Genomic DNA, 18,741 nt, shown 5'->3' on the forward strand with positions numbered 1-18,741 from the left:
CGCCAAATTTAATGTTGTTATTCTTTGAGCGTGCTCAGCTTACGGGCACCTGGGCGATGGCGCCCTGGGACCCATCATCCGGCGCGGCCGCGCGCCGGGCGAAAGGGCCGGTGCCGGCCAGCACCGGCCGCCCCAGCAGCGCCAGGGGAACGATGGCCGCCACCATCAGCACGGCATAAAGGTAGAAGATGGGGGCGAAGGTGCCGATCTGGTCGGCGATGGCGCCGGCCGCCACCGGCCCTGCCGCCGCCACGGTGGTGATGGTCCACACCATGCCCAGCACCTGCGACCCGATGTCCTTGCCGAAATATTCCAGCAGCAGGACGCTGGCGGCCAGATAGGCCACACCCCAGCCGATACCGAACGCCAGGGCGAAGGCGCCGATGCCGACCAGGGTGCCGGCATGGGCGAACAAGGCGATGCCGACGACCTGCATAGCCAAGCCCAGGACCAGCAGCCGCCGGGTGGACATGATCTCGCACAGCGGCCCGGCCACCCCCTTGGCCACCGTCATGACCAGGGCCATGGCGGCCAGCGCGAAAGCCGCTGTATCGGGCGCCACGCCCAGGATGCCCAGATGGTTCAGCGCCACGCTGTTGATGGTGGTGACGCAGGCCATGGTCATGGTCATGGAGGCGGCAACGGCCAGGAACTGCGGCGTGGCGATGGCGCTGCGATAGGTCCAGCCCGTCGCGGTGATTTCGGCCGGGCCCGCAGACGCCCCCTCGGCACCCGCCGGCGGCTCGGCCTCGATGGCACGGTCGCGCAGGCACAGCAGGTTGACCAGGGTGACGGCCACGGCGACACCGGCCATCTCCATCCAGTAGACGCGCCAGTCCGCGCTGAACGCGACGATGGCGCGGGCCAGCGGCGGGCCAACCACGCCGCCGAAAGCGCCGATCATGAGGTAAAGGCCGATCATGCGGGCCGAGCGGCGCGGAAACCAGCAGGCGATGGCGTAGATGGCCGGCACGTTGCCGGTCAGCGAATAGCCCAAGCCCAGCAGCAGCATGGCCGCGTAGAAGGCCAGCAGGCCGTGGGTGTACGAGGCCAGCATGTAGGCCGCCACCAGCACGAGCCCACCCAGGGCCATGGTGTAACGGGGCCCGATGCGCTTCATCAGCGTGGTGGGGAAGACGCTGGACAGGCCGCAGGCGATGCCCAGCAGGGAGAAGCTGAAACCGGCCGCCTTGAAGGACCAGTGCAGTTCGCCAACCATGGTGTAGAGCACCACGCCCAGCGAGGCGAACGTCGCGGCGTTGAGGAAAAAGAAGCTCAACGACACCGCCGCCAAGACCAACCACTCTCGCCGCATCAGGAAACTCCCGGGCTCATGGGTGTAAGTCATCACCGAAACGCTATCAGCCGATGCGGTCGCCGCGCTTGCCAACAGGCGAACAAATTCATGCCGAAAACGTTCGCCCACTGTGATGATAGGCACACTTAACGGTTCTATCGCCTAAAAAAACAGCGATCCTAAATTTGCCCAATAATTAACCAAATCAGCGCACGGGCCAAACCGGACGCGGGGTCAGTCCGGCGCGAGCCAACAGCGCGGCCTGGGATGCGCGCGCCTGCCGCCGCAGGGCGTCCTCATCCACCGTCAGGCAGCGCCCGTCCCGCACGACAATCCGACCATCGACCACCACGTCGCGGACCGACCGGCCGTCAGTACCCCACACCAGGTGCAGGGCGGGATCGCCCGCCACCAGGAAAGGGGCGGAAAGGGAATCGTGCACCACCAGGTCGGCCCGCTTGCCCACCTCCAGCGAGCCGATACGGTCGGCCATGCCGATGGCCCGCGCCCCATCGATGGTGGCCAGGGCGAAGGCCGTATCGGCCCCGAAACAATGGGCGTCTAGGCTCATGTCCCGAGCCAGGCCGGCAGCCAAAGCAGCGGCGCGGTGGATGTCCGGCAGGTCACCGGCGTTAGGCGCGTCGCAGCCCAGCGCCACCCGCCCGCCGCGTAAGGCCATCTCCGCATGGCGCCCGGCCCGGCTGACGCCCTGGGCCAGGCGCAGGTAGGCCCAGGGGCAATAGGCCACCGCCGTGTCGCTGGCCAGCAGCGCATCCATCTCGGCATCGTCCAGCCAGACGGCATGGGACAGCAGCAGGTGCGGACCCAGCACGCCCAGGTCGGCCAGGTGCAGCAGCGGCCGCCGCCCCGACCGGCGCAGGTAGGCCGCCACGTCGGCCTCGGTCGGGGAGATGTGCATGGTCATGCCCACGCCCCGCCGGCGTGCCAGCTCTGCGGCACCGGCCAGCAGGGCGTCGCTGGCAAGGTCATGCCCCACCAGGGTCACCCACCCCTCCACCAGCCCGCCTTTCGGCAGGCCATCCAGCACGGCCGCCTGGCGGGCCAGCACCTCATCCGTCGGCGCGGCGTAGGGGGCGTCGGAAACGTCCCAGCCCCAGCAGCCCACCGCCGCCCGGATTCCGGCACGCGTCAGGCCGGCGGCCACGCGAAACGGGTGGGCCACGGTGCCGGCCTCCACCAGCGTGGTGGTGCCGTATTTCAGAGATTCCACGGCGGTGAGCGTGGCTGACAGCTCATCATCATCGGCGGTGTGCGCGCCGTGGATGGGCACCGCCCAACCGAAGATGGACTCGTCCGACGACTGCCGGTCCGGGATCAGGCTGCGCACCAGCGGGTCCCCCGTCAGGTGCTGGTGAGCATTGATCAGGCCGGGCGTGATCAGGCCGCCGCCGGCATCCAGCACCGGGGCCGCCGGCCAACGCGCCCGCAGCGCCTCGGCCTTGTCCACGGCGATGATCCCGCCGTCGGCGATGGCCACCCCGCCCTGGCGCCAGACCGTGCGGCTGGCATCCATGGTGACGACGTCGCCGCCCAGCACCAGCAGGTCCGGTGCCGGCATGCCGGCATCCCGCCTCACGGCGCCCGGCCGCACAGCGCCAGGGCCGCCATGGCGTACAGGCGCGTGCAGTCCACCAGGTCGTCGATGCTGGGCCGCCAGCGGCGCGGCCCCATGGTCACGGACGGGATGCGGTTCATGTTGAAGACATTGTGGTCGCGCCACATGCTGGAATAGACGGAATTGCTGATGGGCTGCGGCCCGCCCCGCACCCGGCCGTGGGCATGGTCCAGCGCCCTTTGCAGCGGCCGCACCGCGGCGGGGTCGGCGGTGAAGCCATGACGCACGGTGTAGGGCTGGATTTTGACGTCGCCGAAGCCGGCCTCGCGGAAGGCGCGCTTCAGGTCGCGGTCCACGGCGGCGATGGTCTGCACCGGGGTCAACGCCACCTGGACATAGACGTTGCACACCTCGCTCGCCGCCCCCATGGCCTGCGGCGTGCCGCCCCGGATGGCGCCGATCTGCACCTTGGGCACGGCGGTGCCGCCCGGCCCCTCGTACCGGTGCTTGACCTCATACTCCCGCGCCCAGCGCTGGATGATCTCGATGGCCGGCGCCACCTTGACCAGGGGACTGGGATGGTCGGCCAAGGCCTCGGGATGGGTCAGCAGGGGCGTGAACACCCCCTGGCCATAAATCGTGACGCGGAAGTCGGCATAGCCGCACGCCGTCCAGTTGACGCCGAAGTCCGTGCCCTCGGCCGAGATGACGTAGTCCGGCGCCACCCCGCCATGGGACATCAGGTAGCAGGCGCCCAGCTCCTTGCCCAGATAGTCGACCCCGCCCCGCTCCTCTGCCGGTTCGGGGCCGATCTCGCCCGGGCAGGCGGTCAGGTATAGGAGGCCGCTGAGGTCAATGCCCGCCTTCTTCAGGGCCTTGGCCGCCATCAGGAAGCAGGCCATGGGGCCGCGGTCGTTGCCCACGGCATGGCCGAAGAAAGTCTCCCCCTCCAGCCAGGCGCCCAGCCATTGCGGGTCCGCCACCGTTTCCGGGCGATAGGTGTATTGGTCCGTCTCATCATAAAACGGACTTTCGGTGTCCAGGTGGCTGGTGAACAGCAGGTTGGGTCCGTCCCCCTTGCCGCCATAGGTGCCGATGACGTTGAAGCGGTGCTCCAGCAGCCCGGCCTTGCGCGGGGCGAAGCCGTTCTCCGCCATCCAGCCGTGGACGAACTCGCCCGCCCGGCGCTCCTGGCGCATGGGCGAGGGGATGCCGCACAGGTCCAGCACCAGTTTCACCAGCTCATCCCGGTCGATGGCCCGGGTGATGGCGGCCGCCTCTTCATCGGAAACCTTCAGCGCCACGTCATGCGTCGTCATGCCCTATCCCCTGCCCCATGCATTGCCTGGATGCGTTACTGGGCCCCGCCCCTGTGCGCGGGTGCCGTCAGGGGATCATAGGCGGCCCCGTTCCCCCCGCTCTTGCCGATTAACGCATGAAAGCTTGCCCGGGCGGAACCATGGGACGGCGGCGGCGTGCTGGCGAAAGCGGCCATGCGCGTGCAGGCAAGATCGCCGCATCGGGCGGCCCTAAGGTTTTCCCCATGAGGGCGCCCCCGGCGGGGCCGCCCGGATGCTTCAACCAGGGGGACCCATGACCGTTCAATTGGATCGCGCCGCTGCGGCGGAACGGCACAAGATCCGGCCGACGCTGCACCTGCTGCCGGCCACGCCGCGCACCGTGCATTGGGGCTATTTCACCCCCGACCAGGCGCCGGCCCTGACGGTCAAGAGCGGCGACATCATCCAGGCGGAGGCCATCACCCACCATGCCGGCGACGCCCCGGACCTGATGATGGACGAGGCGGTGGCCCGCATCTTCAAGGAAATCCCGGAGGCCGACCGCAACCCCGGCGTCCACATCATGACCGGCCCCATCCATGTCGAAGGCGCCAGGCCCGGCGATATGCTGGAGGTCCACTACCTGAAGATGACGCCCCGCACCCGCTACGGTTCCAACCTGGCGGCCAACTGGGGCCATCTGTTCAAGGAGATGGGGGAGAAGGAGCGGGTGACGATCTATGAGATCGACGCCATGAGCCAGCAAGCCCACGCCCTCTACGCCTATGACTTTCCCGGCCGCTATGACGTGCCGGGCAAGATCACCAACTGCCCGGAATGCGACCGTCAGAAGGCACTGCCCGGCGTGCGCGTGCCGGTGCGCCCGCACCTGGGCACGGCCGGCGTGGCACCGAACGTGGCCGGACGGGTCAGCACCATCCCGCCCGGCCTGCACGGCGGCAATATCGACAACTGGCGCATCGGCGCCGGCGCCACGATGTACTATCCCGTCCAGGTCGACGGCGCGCTGTTCTCCATCGGCGACCCGCACGTCTCACAGGGCGATGGCGAGTTGAGCGGCACCGCCATCGAGGCATCCCTGAACGTCATGTTCCAGGTCTTCCTGCGCAAGGACTTCCGCTTCCCCTCCCCGCTGCTGGAAACGCCGGACTGCTGGATCGTGCACGGCTTCGACCCCGACCTGAACGTGGCCATGCGCAACGCCTCGGTCGACATGCTGAAGCTGCTGACCGAGGAGCAGAACCTGAGCCGCGACGACGCCTATTCACTGATGAGCATCGCGGCGGACTTCGGCGTCACCCAGGTGGTGGACGGGACCCAGGGCATCCATGTGCGCATCCCCCGCGGCGTGTTCCCGCCGCGCGAGGACTGAGGCCGCGACGATCAGACAAACAAGGGGCATGGCGTGGGGGTTCAAACGATGAAGCACTCTTTCCTGAATGACGCCTTTTTCAGCGGCCTGGACAGTTCGGCCCTGGGCGTGGAGGCGGCGGAGACCTTGCCGCCGCTGTGCTACACCGACCGCGAATTCTATGAGTTCGAGAAAGAGGCGCTGTTCAATCACGAATGGCTGTGCGTGGGACGGGAATCGTGGGTGAAGGAGACGGGCGACTACTTCACCACCAGCATCATCGATGAACCCATCGTGGTGGCGCGTGGCCGGGACGGCGTGATCCGCGCCATGTCCAGCGTCTGCCAGCACCGCGCCATGCTGGTGGCGGAGGGGCAAGGCAACACCCGCGCCTTCCTGTGCCCCTACCACCACTGGTCCTACGGGCTGGACGGCCAGCTGATCGGCGCGCCGGCCATGGAGAAGACCTGCAATTTCGACAAGAAGGACATCAAGCTTCCCCAGTTCAAGGTCGAGGTCTGGCACGGCTTCATCTTCGTCAACTTCGACCTGGATGCCCCCGCCCTGGCTCCCCGGCTGGCGGCGCTGGAGGGGGTGATGGCGCCCTATTCCATGGCGACGCTGAACGGCCCGGCCCCGGACCGGGACATCAAGTTCCCCTGGAACTGGAAGGTGATGTTCGAGAACAACAACGACGGCTATCACGCCAACCGCCTGCATGGTGGCGCCCTGCATGACTTCGTGCCCTCGCGCCTGGCCGCCTTCCCCGATGACCTGCCGGCCGACACGGCGGGCTATTACCGCACCAACGGCACCCTACACGCCGACGCCAGCTTCAACCCCACGCAGAAGGCCATCCTGCCGGTCTTCCCCGCGCTGGGGGAGGCGGAGCGCAACCGCATGCTGTTCGTCAACGTGCCGCCCACCCTGTCCCTGGTCATCACCAGCGACATGATCATCTATCTGATCCTGCGGGCGGATGGGGCGGAGACGCACCTGATGGACCAGGGCTATCTGGTGGCGCCGGGCGCGCTGGAGGACCCGCTGTTCGACGACAAGCTGGCGATGAACAAGCATTCCACCGCCGCCATCATCGCCCAGGATCTGCATGTGGATGAGATGGTGCAGGTGGGCCTGCGCTCCCGCCACGCCATCCGCGGCCGCTATTCCTGGCAGGAACAGGCGCAGCGGGAATTCAACGGCTGGCTGGTGCGGCGCTACCAGGACACCTGGGCCCGCGTGAAACCCACCGCCTGAGCCTGATAAAGCGCGGCACGAGGTCCATCTCGTGCCGCTAGGCTGCGACCGCAGCCGCCGGAACCTTTCGGGCAGCGTAGCGGACCGAAAGGTGGGGATAAGGCAAGCCGGCGGATGCCGGCGCCCGCCGCCTGAGGGACTAAAAAATGACCACTAACCGCCTACCCACCATCTTCTTCGGCCATGGCAGTCCCATGAACGCCCTGGAGGACAACGTTTGCACGCGGGAATGGACCAGGATCGGGGGGCTGCTGGGTGCGCCCAAGGCCATCCTGGTCATCTCCGCCCACTGGTACACACGGGGCACGGCGGTGACGGCCATGGAACGGCCGCCCACCATCCATGATTTCGGCGCCTTCCCCCAGGCCCTGTTCGACGTGCGGTATCCCGCACCGGGCAGCCCGGAACTGGCCAAGCGCGTGGCGGAGGTGCTGGCGCCCCTGCCCGTGATCCAGGACCAAAAGTGGGGCCTGGACCACGGCACCTGGTCGGTGCTGGTGAAGGCCTTCCCCAAGGCTGACATTCCGGTGGTGCAGCTGAGCATGGACGGGACCCAGCCGGCCGCCCACCATTTCGAGGTGGGACGGCGGCTGGCGGCCCTGCGTGACGAGGGCGTGCTGATCGTCGGCACCGGCAATGTCGTCCACAACCTGGGACGCATGAACTGGGACCCCAGCACCCCGCCCTATCCCTGGGCGGCCCGCTTCAACGACCTGGTGAAGCAGTGCATCGCCAGCGACACGCCCCAGCCCATGATCGACTTCCAGAAGGCCGGGCCGGACGCCGCCGCCAGCATCCCGTCACCGGATCATTTCCTGCCCTTCCTCTATGTGCTGGGCACCCGCCAGCCGGGCGACGCCGTGACCCTGGTCAACGACCGGGTGGAACATGGATCGCTCAGCATGCTGACCGTCGCCTTTGGCGACCTGGCCGCCTGACAGGGTATGGGACGATGAACGGCGCTGATGACTGGTTCCCCGTGCGCGTCACCGCCAAGGTGCGGGACGGGGGCGATGTCTTCCTGTTCGACCTGGCCGACCTGGCGGGCGCCCCCCTGCCCGCCTTCCAGCCCGGCGCGCACATTGATGTGGCAGTGGGTGGGGCGGTGGACGGCCCCGGCCTGACGCGCCAGTATTCCCTGTACAGCGCGCCGGCCGATACCCGCCGCTACGGCATCGCCGTGCAGCGGGAGGCCGAGGGACGCGGCGGATCGCGCACCCTGTGCGACATGGTCGCGGCGGGCGATACCGTGCGCATCCGCCGGCCCCGCGCTCTGTTTACCCTGGCGGCGGATGCAACGTCGCATGTCATGATCGCCGGCGGCATCGGCATCACGCCCCTGCTGTCCATGGCGTCGCACCTGGCGGGGGAAGGCGGCGTCACGCTGCACTACCTGGTGCGCCGGCGCGACCGCGCCGCCTTGCTGGACGCCGCCCGCCAGGCGGTGGGACCGGATAACCTGCACCTGCACGTGACGGCGGAAACGGGGCGGCCCGATCTGGCCCGGCTGATCGGATCGCCAGCGCCGGGCCGCCATCTCTACCTCTGCGGCCCCGCCCCGCTGCTGGACGCGGCGACCGCCGCCGCCGGAGGCCTGGGCTGGCCGGAAAGCCATGTCCATCTGGAACGCTTCGCCGCTGATGCCGTGGCGAACGCCGGCGCCAACCGCCCTTTCCTGCTGCGCCTGCGTTCCACCGGTGCCGTCATCCCCGTCATGGCGGACCAGACGGCGGCCGAGGCCCTGGCCGGCGCCAATGTGGAACTGCCCATTTCGTGCGCCGAGGGGGTGTGCGGCGCCTGCATCACCGGTGTGCTGGACGGCACGCCGGAGCATCGCGACTGCGTCCTGACGGAGGCGGAGCATAAGGCGAACCGCCTGTTCACCCCCTGCTGCTCCCGCGCGGTCAGCGAGATGCTGGTGGTGGACCTTTAGGGCCCCAGCCTGGACCCCAACGCCGCAAGGTCCAACGGCGCCCCGCAGGTGGGGCGCCGTCGCCGTTTATGGGCCGGCCCTATTCCGCGAACTGACGGGCGGCAGTACCCTCCGTGCCCGCGCCAGGCGGCACCTGGAAATCGCCGTTGTCGTTATCAGCCAAGCCCGCCGACTGGCGATAGGCGCGCGGGGTGGTGCCATAACGGTCGCGGAAGGCCCGGCTGAAGTGCGCCGCCTCGTTGAAACCCCAGCGGAAGCAGATTTGGGAGATCCCCAGATGGGCGAAGGTGGGATTGATCAAATCATGCCGGCAGCGTTCCAGCCGGCGGTTGCGAACATAGCCGCTGAAGGTCTGGTCGACCTCCTTGAACAGCTTTTGCAGGTAGCGGGCGGAGCCACCATATTCGTTGGCCACGTCCTCCAGCGTCAGGTCGGGATCGCTGAGCCGCGTCTCAATGATCTGGCAGATGCGCTGCAGCGCCATGGAGCGGATGCCGGCCGACCCGCGCGCCGTCTGCACCTGCGGATTGTCGGCCAGGGCCGTCATCAGGAACTCCGACAGCGCCATGTCAATGGGTCGCAGCGGACCTTCGGTCAACGTGCCGAATGTTTCTGCCAAAGCCTTGAGCATTCCCGAAAGCACGTGCCCAATTCCTGACCGCCCCGGCAAATGCAAAACACCGAAAGATAGCGGCGTTATCAATCGAGGGTTGACCGCCGACTTGGGAATGAGAGCGTAAAGGACCTGGAATTTGGTGCTGAAGGACAACGAGGCGGGGATTCCCGTCTGGCCATAGATGATATCCTGCGGCGCCAGTTCCAGTTTACCACCCGGATGAGTCAAGGTGGCGCTTCCCTCGATCAAGACAATCAGCCAGACGGCGTCCACCTTCTTCATCAGGCGGCCGGATATTTCCTGCGGCGAGGAAGTGATGCGGGCGAATTCGATACCAAGAGGTGACTTGAGGCAAAACAATTTGGCGAAGAAGTCTTCGTCTTCCGGCAAATGGTCCAGTGGAAGCTTCAGTTTCTCCAGCGCATCGCGCCATACGTCGCGACGCTGCTCAACGGGGAACTGATCGGTGATCAAGTGCCATGCGGTCATCGGAACCCTCGCGCCCCCGTGTTGTCAGGCGACAGGCCGCCCCTGATAGGCGGCCGCGACTACCGGATTAAGCGCAACATCCATACCGTTAAGAATCAAAATCATTTAGCCGACAGGCGACCGCAAGCGCCAGGCACCGGTCCGGCAAGCCGTTGGCTCACGCATCGGCGATCGGGGATGCCAACGGGTCCGGCGGTTCCAGCGAGGCGGTGTCGGCGACCGGCCATTCCGCCATCAGCCGCCGTCGCCAGACGCGCGGCGCCTCACCGCTCTGCTTGTTGAAAAAGCGGGAGAAATAGGCCGGATCCTCGAAGCCCAGCTCATAGGCCACGGCGGCGATGGTCTGGCCACTGTAAAGGATCAGGCGCTTGGCCTCGGTCATGAGCCGGTCCTGGATCAGGCCGATGGCGGGCCGCCCGGTGACTGCCAGGCAGGCCGCGCGCAGGGTGGACGAGGAGGTGCGCAGCTCCGTCAGGTAAGCGTCCAGCGGCCGGTGGCTGCGGTAGTGCCGCTCCACCAGGGCGCGGAAGGCCGCCACCAGCGCCACCTGGCCGGAACGGCCGCCGGATGCCGCGCCCGTCACCTCGGCCGGCCCCGCCACCCGCAACAGGGCGGCCAACAGCAGCAGCATATGCCCCTCCGCCGCCGCGCGGTGGCCGGCACCCTGGCCGCGCATTTCATGCAGGATGCCATCGGCGGCGGTCAGCACGCCGGCGAAGGCCTGCCCCTGCCCCGCCATATCCAGGCAGGCGGGTTCCCGCGCCAGGACGGCAAAGGCGGGATCGCGCTGGGCCAGGCCGCGCAGGATGCGGTCCGACAGGGTGACGACCCAGCCTATGGTGCCGCGGGCGAAGGCGAAGCCGTGCACCACGCCGGCCGGCACCAGGATCAGGGTAGGCCCGTCGAAGGTCCAGGTGCGCTGGTCCGCCTGCACCCGCCCCCCGCCCTCGCGGATGGCCAGGAACTGCACCAGATCCCCATGCTGGTGCGGGCGGATGCGCCAGTCCACCAGGCTGCTGCGATCCTCGATCAGCTCCACATGCAGGAAGCGGTCCTCGGCCGTGGCCGGCGCCTCGCCATACAGCGAGAAGACAGGAATGTCCGGTCGGCTCATGACCGCCGCGTCGGCGTGGTGGAAAAATGCCAAGGATAGATCGATATGGCCAATAACATGTATCGATGAATTGGATAGTCAGGTTGCGGCGATCCGTGAGGCGGCCAGACGGTTATCTTGGGCGATTGTTGCGAAAAAATCCAATTTTTGTGAACCGCTGTCCATTCCGGGAGGCCTTGCCCACCCCTATCGTTCCGGGGTCGGCCGGCCTGATCCAGGCGGTCCAGGATAAAAACCCAGGCTCGGGAGGGCCCACGCTATGGTCGCAACACCCAAGATCCGCACCCAGGTCGGCATCATCGGCGCCGGTCCCGCCGGCCTGTTCCTGTCGGAACTGCTGCACAGGCACGGCATCGCCAGCGTCATTCTGGAATCCCGCACCCGGGAAGAGATCGAGGGCACCATCCGCGCCGGCGTGCTGGAGAACTGGACCGTTGACTTGATGAACCAGCTGGGCGTGGGGGAGCGCATGATGCGCGAGGGCCATTTCCATACCGGCATCACCCTGCGCTTCAAGGGGCAAAGCCACCATCTGGACATGGTGGAGCTAACCGGCGGCAAGAAGGTGACGGTCTATCCCCAGCATGAGGTGATCAAGGACCTGGTGGTCCACCGCCTGGCCCAGGGCGCCGAAATCCATTTCGGCGTGAGGGACGTGGCGCTGCACGACATCGTCACCGACCGGCCGTTCATCACCTACGCCCAGGCCGACGGCACGCCCGCCGTGCTGACCTGCGACTTCATCGCCGGCTGCGACGGCTTCCACGGCCCCAGCCGCCAGGCCATCCCTGCAGCCCAGCGCAAGGAATTCCAGAAGATCTACCCCTATGGCTGGCTGGGGATCCTGACAGAGGCGCCGCCGTCCCACCATGAGCTGATCTACGCCCGCCATGATCGGGGCTTCGCCCTGCTGAGCATGCGGTCGCCGGAGATCCAGCGCCTGTACATCCAGTGCGATCCCAAGGACGACATCGCCCTGTGGCCCGACGCGCGCATCTGGTCGGAATTGCACCAGCGGCTGGAAACGGTGGACGGCTGGACACTGACCGAGGGGCCCATCATCCAGAAGGGCATCATCGCCATGCGCAGCTTCGTCTGCGAGACCATGCGCCACGGCCGGCTGTTCCTGGCGGGCGACGCCGCCCACATCGTGCCGCCGACCGGCGCCAAGGGCTTGAACCTGGCGGTGGCCGACGTGCTGGTGCTGTCCCGCGCGCTGGAAAAATTCTACGCCCAGGGCGATAGCGCCGGCCTGGACGCCTATGCCGCCACCTGCCTGGCGCGCATCTGGAAGGGCGAGCGCTTCTCCTGGTACATGACCACGATGCTGCACACCGATGAGGCCGCCAGCCCCTTCGAGCATCGCATCCGCGAGGCCGATCTGGATTACGTCGTCAGTTCCCGCGCCGCCGCCACCGCCCTGGCCGAGAACTATGTGGGGCTGCCCATCTGACCCCCGCGATATGACCCACCCGACGCGGCGGCCACCCGGCCGTCGCGTTGTTCTTGACTCATAGCGTTGATATCAACGTAAATGGGTCATGTCCAAGACGCTCGACATCGCCGCCACGGCCCTGGGCGCCACGATGCCCGACGCCACCGTGCCCTATGCCACCACGCTGCATGTGCGCGACCATTGCCTGTGCCTGCATCTGCAGCGCGCCGCCCGCCGGGTGGCCCGGCGGTTTGACGAGGCCCTGCGCCCGGTGGGCCTGACCAACGGCCAGTTCTCGCTGCTCATGTCGCTCAACCGGCCGATGCCCGCCCGCCTGGGCCCGGTGGCCGAGGTGCTGGCGGTGGACCGCACCACCCTGACGGCGGCGTTGAAGCCGCTGGAGCGGGACGGCCTGCTGACCGTCACCGTGGATCCGGAGGACAGGCGCGGCCGCGTGCTGGCCCTGACCCCTGCCGGGCGCGACCGGCTGGCGGCGGCCTTGCCCATCTGGCGCACGACCCATGCGGAGGTCGAGGGCTGGCTGGGCGCCGGCGATACCGGTCAACCGGGCCCCGACCGCCTGCGGGCGGACCTGGCCGCCCTTTCCTGAACGGCAAAAACCGACGGAGGAGTTCGTGACCATGGATGCCCCCACTCTGATACCGGCCGACCAGTTGGCCCGCGACAATCCTGTGCGCTTCCCCAACGAAAGCGCCGAGTACCGCGCTGCCCGCACCGCCCTGCTGGCGGAGGAGATCGAGCTGCGCCGCCATCTGGAACGGGTGGCGGCGCAGCGCCGCGCCCTGCCACCCGGCGGCCCGGTCACCGGCGATTACCGCTTCGTGGGCGAGGATGGTGCCACCACCGACTTCGCCGGCCTGTTCGGGACCAAGGACACCCTGGTGCTCTACAGCTACATGTTCGGCCCCCAACGCCAACGCCCTTGCCCCATGTGCACCAACCTGCTGGGCGGTTGGGAGGGCAACGCCGCCGACATCGGCCAACAGGTGTCGCTGGCCGTCATCGCCCGCTCACCCATCGACAAGCTGCTGGCCTGGAAGCGGGAGCGCGGCTGGCGCCACCTGCGGCTCTACAGCGACGCCGACGGCGCCTACTCCCGCGACTATTTCGGTGTGCTGCCCGACGGATCGGAGGTCCCGGCGCTGAACGTCTTCACCCGGCGCGACGGCACCATCCGCCACTTCTGGTCGGGTGAGATGACCGGTGCCACCGCGGATCCCGGCCAGGATCCGCGCGGCACGCCCGACCCGGCGCCGTTGTGGATGGTACTGGATTGCACACCCGGCGGCCGGCCGCCACACTGGTATCCCAAGCTGGATTACACGCCTCACGGGTAATTCGGCTGATACCGGAAGGACGGGTGCATTGGCGAACACACGGCGGGTTCTACTTCAACATCCTCCCGCCCCCAGCCGATGTCTGCCCCATGTCCCGTCCCCTCCGCCACGCCGCCACCGGCCTGTTGCTGGCCTTGGTGCTGACCCAATGCGCCCTGACCGCGGTAGTGCGGAACGAGCCGCCGCACCTTGCGCAGAAGGCACGATGACGACAGCCCCGCCCACGTTATCGTAAAGCCCTCCCCGTGGTTGACGAGGCTGGCCGGATGGACATCGACACCCTGGAAGACCTGCTGGCCACCGGCATGGTCCGCGACGCCCGCCTCACCGCCATGGACTGGCGCGACCTGGACGCTGCCGGCTGCCAGTTCGAGAACTGCGTGTTCGAGGACGTGCGCTTCACCGCCGTCGACTTCAGCGACGCCCGCTTCCACGATTGCCAGTTCATCCGCTGCCGCCTGTCGCACGCCAAGCTGCGCGACGCGGTGCTGGAGGAGTGCCGCTTCATCGACCCGGAGGACAAGACCGCCGGCTGCACCCTGGCCTTTAGCGACCTGCGGGCCGCCCGCCTCAGCCGCTGCGACCTGTCATTCGCCACGCTGGACCGCTGCACCCTGTTCGAGGTGGAGGCGGAGGGCTGCACCTTCCTCGGCGCGCGCTTTCACCTGGTGGACTTCCACCACGCGCTCAGTCGTACGCAGACCTTGCATCGCGCCACCTTCCGCGACTGCACCTTCGAACTGGCCGACCTGTCACGGCTATCGCTGCGCGACGCCGTGATCACCCGCTGCCGCCTGCGGGAAACCGACCTGCACGCCACCGACCTGACGGACGCGGATCTGCGCGACAGCGACCTGTTCCAGGCCATCGTCACCGACGCCAAGCTGGATGGCGCCGACCTGCGTGGGGCGGAGGTCAGCGGCCTGGATATCCGTCAGTTGGCGGGATACAGCGGCTTGAAGATCGCGGGCGACCAGCAGCACCTGCTGCTCGCCGCCGCCGGCATCGAGGTGTGCGGAGACGGTGCCTGATCTGCCTTTCCCCCTCGGCGACGCCATCCGCCGCTGGCCGGCCAGTACGAGTAGTTCCCAAATACTTCCTCTATTTAACGCATTAACCCTTTTGGGGATGTGCTAAAAGCACGCCAGGGGTAGATGCCCACACGGGGAATGGGGTGTGGGCCCAGCAGGGGAAGAAGCGGGGGGAAGAATTGCAAACGAAGAGCTTTCACTTCGGTGAGTGGCTAGTCGATGCGCAGACCTGCACATTGAGGCAAGACCGGGGGAGTCATGAGTCCGCCCTGCAGACCTTGAAGGTCGAGCCGCGGGCCATGGACGTCCTGCTGGCCCTGTGTGAGCGCTCGGGCCAGATCCTAAGCGCGGAAGACCTGTTGCACCTGTGCTGGGATGGTCTGGCGGTAGGGGAGAACCAGGTTCATAAGGCGATCACGCAGTTGCGCAAGCTGCTGGGCGATACCGCCGGTGACCCCAGGTACATCGAAAACATCCGCAAACGCGGTTACCGCACCGTGGCCACGGTCACCCCCGTCGCAGCGGATGGCAAGACAGCCGTCCTGGACATGTGGATCGACACCTCGCCCTTCGTCGGCCTGGACGCCTTCGATGAGAGGCACGCGGCCGTGTTCTTTGGCCGGGACACGGCGACCGCCCAATTGCGCGCGACCGTGGCCGCCCAGGTCGCCGGCGGGCACGACCTGGTACTGATCCTGGGGCCCAGCGGCAGCGGCAAGACATCGCTGGTGCAGGCGGGCCTGATTCCGTCCCTAAGGTCGCGGGACCGGCTTTTCCCCTTGCTCGGTACCAGCGTCCTGGATCTGGGCGATGTCCAGGACATTCCCCTGCCTCTGGCCGTCGGCGGCGCTCTGCTGGACCTGGAAGTTGACGGACGCCCCCTGCTGCAGGGGCTGAGCGCCGACGCCATCGGAACGGCCCTGACCGGGGTTGACCGCCCCCTGTTCCTGGACGAAGCGATCGGCCCCCCTCGGGACGGCCGGGCCATCCTGTTCATCGACCGCCTGGAAGCGGTGTTCCATGACGCCACCGTTGGCGAGGCGCAGCGGTTGCAGTTTTTTACCGCGCTGGGTCATTTGGCGCGCAGCGGACATATCCTGGTCATCGCCGCTTGCCGCAACGATTTCTACCCTGACGTCGCCGGCGAACCGTTGCTGATGGCCGCCAAAGCCCGAGGGGGACATTTCGACCTGGGACCGCCCACGCGGGCCGAGATTATCCACATGATCAGGTTGCCCGCCATCGTCGCCGGTCTTCGTTTCGGTACCGATCCGGAAACCGGTGAGCGGTTGGACGACATGCTGTGCGACGCGGCGGCGGACCAGCCGGATGCCCTGCCCCTGCTGCAATACACGCTGCACGAACTCTACCTGCAACGCAGTACCAGCCGCGAACTGACGATCGCCGGCTATCGCGCCCTGGGTGGCCTGGGTGGTGCCATCGGCAGGCGGGCCGACGCCACGCTGGAGGGGCTTCCCGCCACCAGCCGGGCCGCCCTAAGCCGCGTCCTGTCGCTGGTCGTCACCGTGGGCGCCAGCGACGAGGCGGCGCGTAGCCGGCGCATCCCCTGGAGCGCCCTGGCCACACCTGAGGAACGGACCCTGGTCGACACCTTCGTGCGGCAACGGCTGTTCGTCTCACAAGTCTATGACGGTGAACCGGTGTTCGGTGTCGCCCATGAGGCCATGCTGCGGCAATGGCCTCGGGCCGCCGCCTGGATCGCTGACCACCGTCGCTTCCTCAAAGCCCGCAGCCGAATGGAGGAGGCGGCGAAGCGCTGGACGGCGGAGGGGCGCCGCGTCGATCTGTTGCTGCCCCGGGGCCAGCAACTGGAAGAGGCGCGGGAATTGGCCGACTTCGCCCCCATACCCCTGGATGCCGGGGTGCGCGCCTACATCGACGCCTCGGCGGCGCGGGCACGGCAGGCCGAACGACGGCGCCTGGTGGCCATGGCCAGCTTCGCCGTCATCGCCGTCATCGCGGGCACGCTGGGCCTGATGGCCCATCAGGCGGAAAAGGCGGCAGACCAACGCAAGCGCCAGGCCGTGGACCTGATGAACTTCATGGTCGGCAACTTCGCCGACAAACTACGCCCTTTGGGCCGACTGGATCTGCTGTCGGACATCGGGGAAAAAGCCCTGAGTTATTTCAGTCAAGAAAACTTGTCATCACTCACCGCAGAAGACCGAAACCAGCAGGCGCGTGCCTTGCAAACCTTGGCCGAGGTGGCGCGATCGCGCGGCGACCCGAAAAGCGCGCAGGTGGCCTTGGCCAGGGCGAAAAGCTTACTTGATACAAATTTGGCAGAGGGCCTGGAAAGCCAGGAGCTGCTGAAGGACCTGGGCGCCGATGCCTTCTGGATGGGCCAGATCAGTCTGGACCAGCGTGACGTGGCGCAGGCCGAGACCTTCTTCCTGGACTATGAACGCTATAGCCAACGCATGGTGGCGCTGGCTCCCGACGATGTCGACGCGTGGATCGAACTGTCGTACGCCCGCACCAATTTGGGATCGACGGCCCAAGCGCGGGGCGACACCCAGGCGGCCCGGACGCTGTTCGAATCGTCCCTCGCCCTGAAACGCCGCGCCCTGGAGCGCCGCCCCGAAGACCGCAATCTGCGCAGCGGCATCGCCAACACCCTGTCATGGTTGGGATCGGCCAATGAGACGGAGGGGGAGTTGCGGGAGGCGCTCTCTTTCTTCGGCCAGGAGAAAGAGCAGTTCCAGTCCCTGCGGGCCACGGCACCGTCGGAACTGCTATGGACCTTCCGCCTGGTGACGTCGCTGTATCGCCGGGCGCGCCTGCTGTACGCGCTGGGTGATCTGGATGCGGCCGCCGAAGAGCTTGGCCAGGCGCAGTCCCTTATCCAAGACCTGACGGCCCGCGACGCCAGCAATCAACTTTGGCAACAGACGCAAATCAAGCTCCGCGTGTTCGCGGCCGAGATTCTGAATGGCCGTCAGAAGTTTGACGAGGCTTTGGTCATTCTCCGCGCGAACGCCGGCGTATTGGCGCAATTCGCCCGGAGTTCAGGGACGGCGGAATGGCAGTTGGCCGAAACCGACAACCAACTTCATGTCGCGGGAACTTTACTTCGCTTGAACCGGATAGATGAGTCGGTCCACGCCGTGGAATCCGCCTTGGGCAAACTACGCATCATGCCTGAGGACCGGCAACAGGACCTGAATTACCGCCAACAAATGGCACGCGGTTTGCTGCAAAAAGCAATGGCCCATATCGCCAGAAACGAAAACGACTTGGGGAAAAAGTCATGCGAAGAATCCTTGCCCCTTTCTCGTTATCTTATTGAGAACAATCAAAAGAGCTATTATAATATAGACACTTGGATTCGCGTTAATTTATGCATCGACAATGGGGCTTCTGTTTTAGATAACATCTCCAAGCTCGAAAAAATTGGATACCGCGATCCCAGTTACTTATATTTTCTCTCTCAGTTTAAAAAATGAGGAAACCGCGATGGCCACGACTGTCATTCCGATCACTGTCACGATTACGCCCGATGAGGCCGGTTACACCTGGACGTATGATGGCCCCGGCGTCGATCCGTCGAGCGGCAATATCACGCTTTCGGATCAGAATCCGACCCAGATCGTCTATCAGTTGGCCGATGGCCTGCAAGACACCTACAATCTCGTCTTCGCCAATTTGTCCCCGGCCCATTGCGTGACCGCTCAGGTGACCCAGATCACTTATGGTGATTCAGTGATCACGATCGATGACGCGAATGTCTGGGGTGCCACTGGTCGCCAGCCGTTTGGCTTCATCCTGGTCGCCCGGCTGAACGACGATACCGGGACGGCCATTCTCAGCCCCGATCCGGAGGTCGACAACAATCCGCCAAGCCGTCCGCCTGCGGAATGAAATAATGCGATCCCTGCCTCCGGTGTCACCGCGGGCAGGGATCGCATGAACGCGAGCTTTTCCGATGCGGCAACATTGGACAGCGAATAAACCGGGACCGA

Annotated in this window: 15 protein-coding genes; 10 read left to right on the forward strand and 5 right to left on the reverse strand. The window is 66.7% G+C overall.

The window, feature by feature from the left end:
- Nucleotides 1-34 precede the first annotated feature (34 nt).
- The 3 genes from P5F91_RS04315 to P5F91_RS04325 form a co-directional block, all read right to left on the reverse strand.
- Entirely contained in the window at nucleotides 35-1,315 is a 1,281-nt protein-coding gene (locus P5F91_RS04315; protein WP_277906618.1) for an MFS transporter, read from the reverse strand.
- A gap of 187 nt (nucleotides 1,316-1,502) precedes the next feature.
- The gene (locus tag P5F91_RS04320; RefSeq protein ID WP_145612279.1) at nucleotides 1,503-2,876 is read right to left on the reverse strand and encodes an amidohydrolase family protein; all 1,374 of its coding nucleotides are present in this window, start codon (nucleotides 2,874-2,876) and stop codon (nucleotides 1,503-1,505) included.
- A 14-nt stretch (nucleotides 2,877-2,890) separates the two neighbouring features.
- A complete protein-coding gene (locus tag P5F91_RS04325; protein WP_145612280.1) occupies nucleotides 2,891-4,192 on the reverse strand; it encodes a zinc-binding metallopeptidase family protein in 1,302 nt (433 codons plus the stop codon).
- A 274-nt stretch (nucleotides 4,193-4,466) separates the two neighbouring features.
- Here P5F91_RS04325 and P5F91_RS04330 point away from each other — a divergent pair, with 274 nt between their 5' ends.
- The 4 genes from P5F91_RS04330 (at nucleotide 4,467) to P5F91_RS04345 (ending at nucleotide 8,715) form a co-directional block, all read left to right on the forward strand.
- Entirely contained in the window at nucleotides 4,467-5,546 is a 1,080-nt protein-coding gene (locus tag P5F91_RS04330) for an acetamidase/formamidase family protein (protein WP_145612281.1), read from the forward strand.
- Nucleotides 5,547-5,594: 48 nt separating this feature from the next.
- Nucleotides 5,595-6,782: an aromatic ring-hydroxylating oxygenase subunit alpha gene (locus P5F91_RS04335; RefSeq protein WP_145612282.1), complete on the forward strand. Its 1,188-nt coding sequence runs from the start codon at nucleotides 5,595-5,597 to the stop codon at nucleotides 6,780-6,782.
- A gap of 146 nt (nucleotides 6,783-6,928) precedes the next feature.
- Entirely contained in the window at nucleotides 6,929-7,720 is a 792-nt protein-coding gene (gene ygiD / locus P5F91_RS04340; RefSeq protein ID WP_145612283.1) for a 4,5-DOPA-extradiol-dioxygenase, read from the forward strand.
- 14 nt (nucleotides 7,721-7,734) lie between these two features.
- Nucleotides 7,735-8,715 (forward strand): PDR/VanB family oxidoreductase, encoded by a 981-nt coding sequence (locus P5F91_RS04345; protein WP_145612284.1) that lies wholly within the window; start codon nucleotides 7,735-7,737, stop codon nucleotides 8,713-8,715.
- Nucleotides 8,716-8,794: 79 nt separating this feature from the next.
- On the opposite strand, the gene P5F91_RS04350 is transcribed toward P5F91_RS04345, so the two are convergent.
- Together P5F91_RS04350 and P5F91_RS04355 are read right to left on the reverse strand one after the other, a co-directional pair.
- Entirely contained in the window at nucleotides 8,795-9,820 is a 1,026-nt protein-coding gene (locus P5F91_RS04350; RefSeq protein WP_145612285.1) for an AraC family transcriptional regulator, read from the reverse strand.
- 157 nt (nucleotides 9,821-9,977) lie between these two features.
- On the reverse strand, nucleotides 9,978-10,934 hold the full coding sequence (locus P5F91_RS04355) for a helix-turn-helix domain-containing protein (RefSeq protein ID WP_145612286.1): 957 nt from the start codon (nucleotides 10,932-10,934) through the stop codon (nucleotides 9,978-9,980).
- Nucleotides 10,935-11,193: 259 nt separating this feature from the next.
- Between P5F91_RS04355 and P5F91_RS04360 the strand changes: the two genes are divergently transcribed.
- From P5F91_RS04360 to P5F91_RS04385, 6 genes are all read left to right on the forward strand, one after another.
- The gene (locus P5F91_RS04360; RefSeq protein ID WP_277906619.1) at nucleotides 11,194-12,387 is read left to right on the forward strand and encodes a 4-hydroxybenzoate 3-monooxygenase; all 1,194 of its coding nucleotides are present in this window, start codon (nucleotides 11,194-11,196) and stop codon (nucleotides 12,385-12,387) included.
- A gap of 88 nt (nucleotides 12,388-12,475) precedes the next feature.
- Nucleotides 12,476-12,979, forward strand: a complete 504-nt coding sequence (locus P5F91_RS04365) for a MarR family winged helix-turn-helix transcriptional regulator (RefSeq protein ID WP_246134495.1) — start codon at nucleotides 12,476-12,478, stop codon at nucleotides 12,977-12,979.
- Nucleotides 12,980-13,010: 31 nt separating this feature from the next.
- A complete protein-coding gene (locus P5F91_RS04370) occupies nucleotides 13,011-13,727 on the forward strand; it encodes a DUF899 family protein (protein WP_277906620.1) in 717 nt (238 codons plus the stop codon).
- Nucleotides 13,728-13,993: 266 nt separating this feature from the next.
- Entirely contained in the window at nucleotides 13,994-14,758 is a 765-nt protein-coding gene (locus tag P5F91_RS04375; RefSeq protein WP_277906621.1) for a pentapeptide repeat-containing protein, read from the forward strand.
- Between the two features lie 143 nt (nucleotides 14,759-14,901).
- The gene (locus P5F91_RS04380; protein ID WP_277906622.1) at nucleotides 14,902-18,225 is read left to right on the forward strand and encodes an nSTAND1 domain-containing NTPase; all 3,324 of its coding nucleotides are present in this window, start codon (nucleotides 14,902-14,904) and stop codon (nucleotides 18,223-18,225) included.
- Nucleotides 18,226-18,235: 10 nt separating this feature from the next.
- Nucleotides 18,236-18,640: a DP-EP family protein gene (locus tag P5F91_RS04385; protein WP_145612290.1), complete on the forward strand. Its 405-nt coding sequence runs from the start codon at nucleotides 18,236-18,238 to the stop codon at nucleotides 18,638-18,640.
- Nucleotides 18,641-18,741: the final 101 nt, after the last annotated feature.

Origin of the sequence: Nitrospirillum amazonense, assembly GCF_029594735.1 — a bacterium.
In the GTDB taxonomy this organism is placed as follows: domain Bacteria; phylum Pseudomonadota; class Alphaproteobacteria; order Azospirillales; family Azospirillaceae; genus Nitrospirillum; species Nitrospirillum amazonense.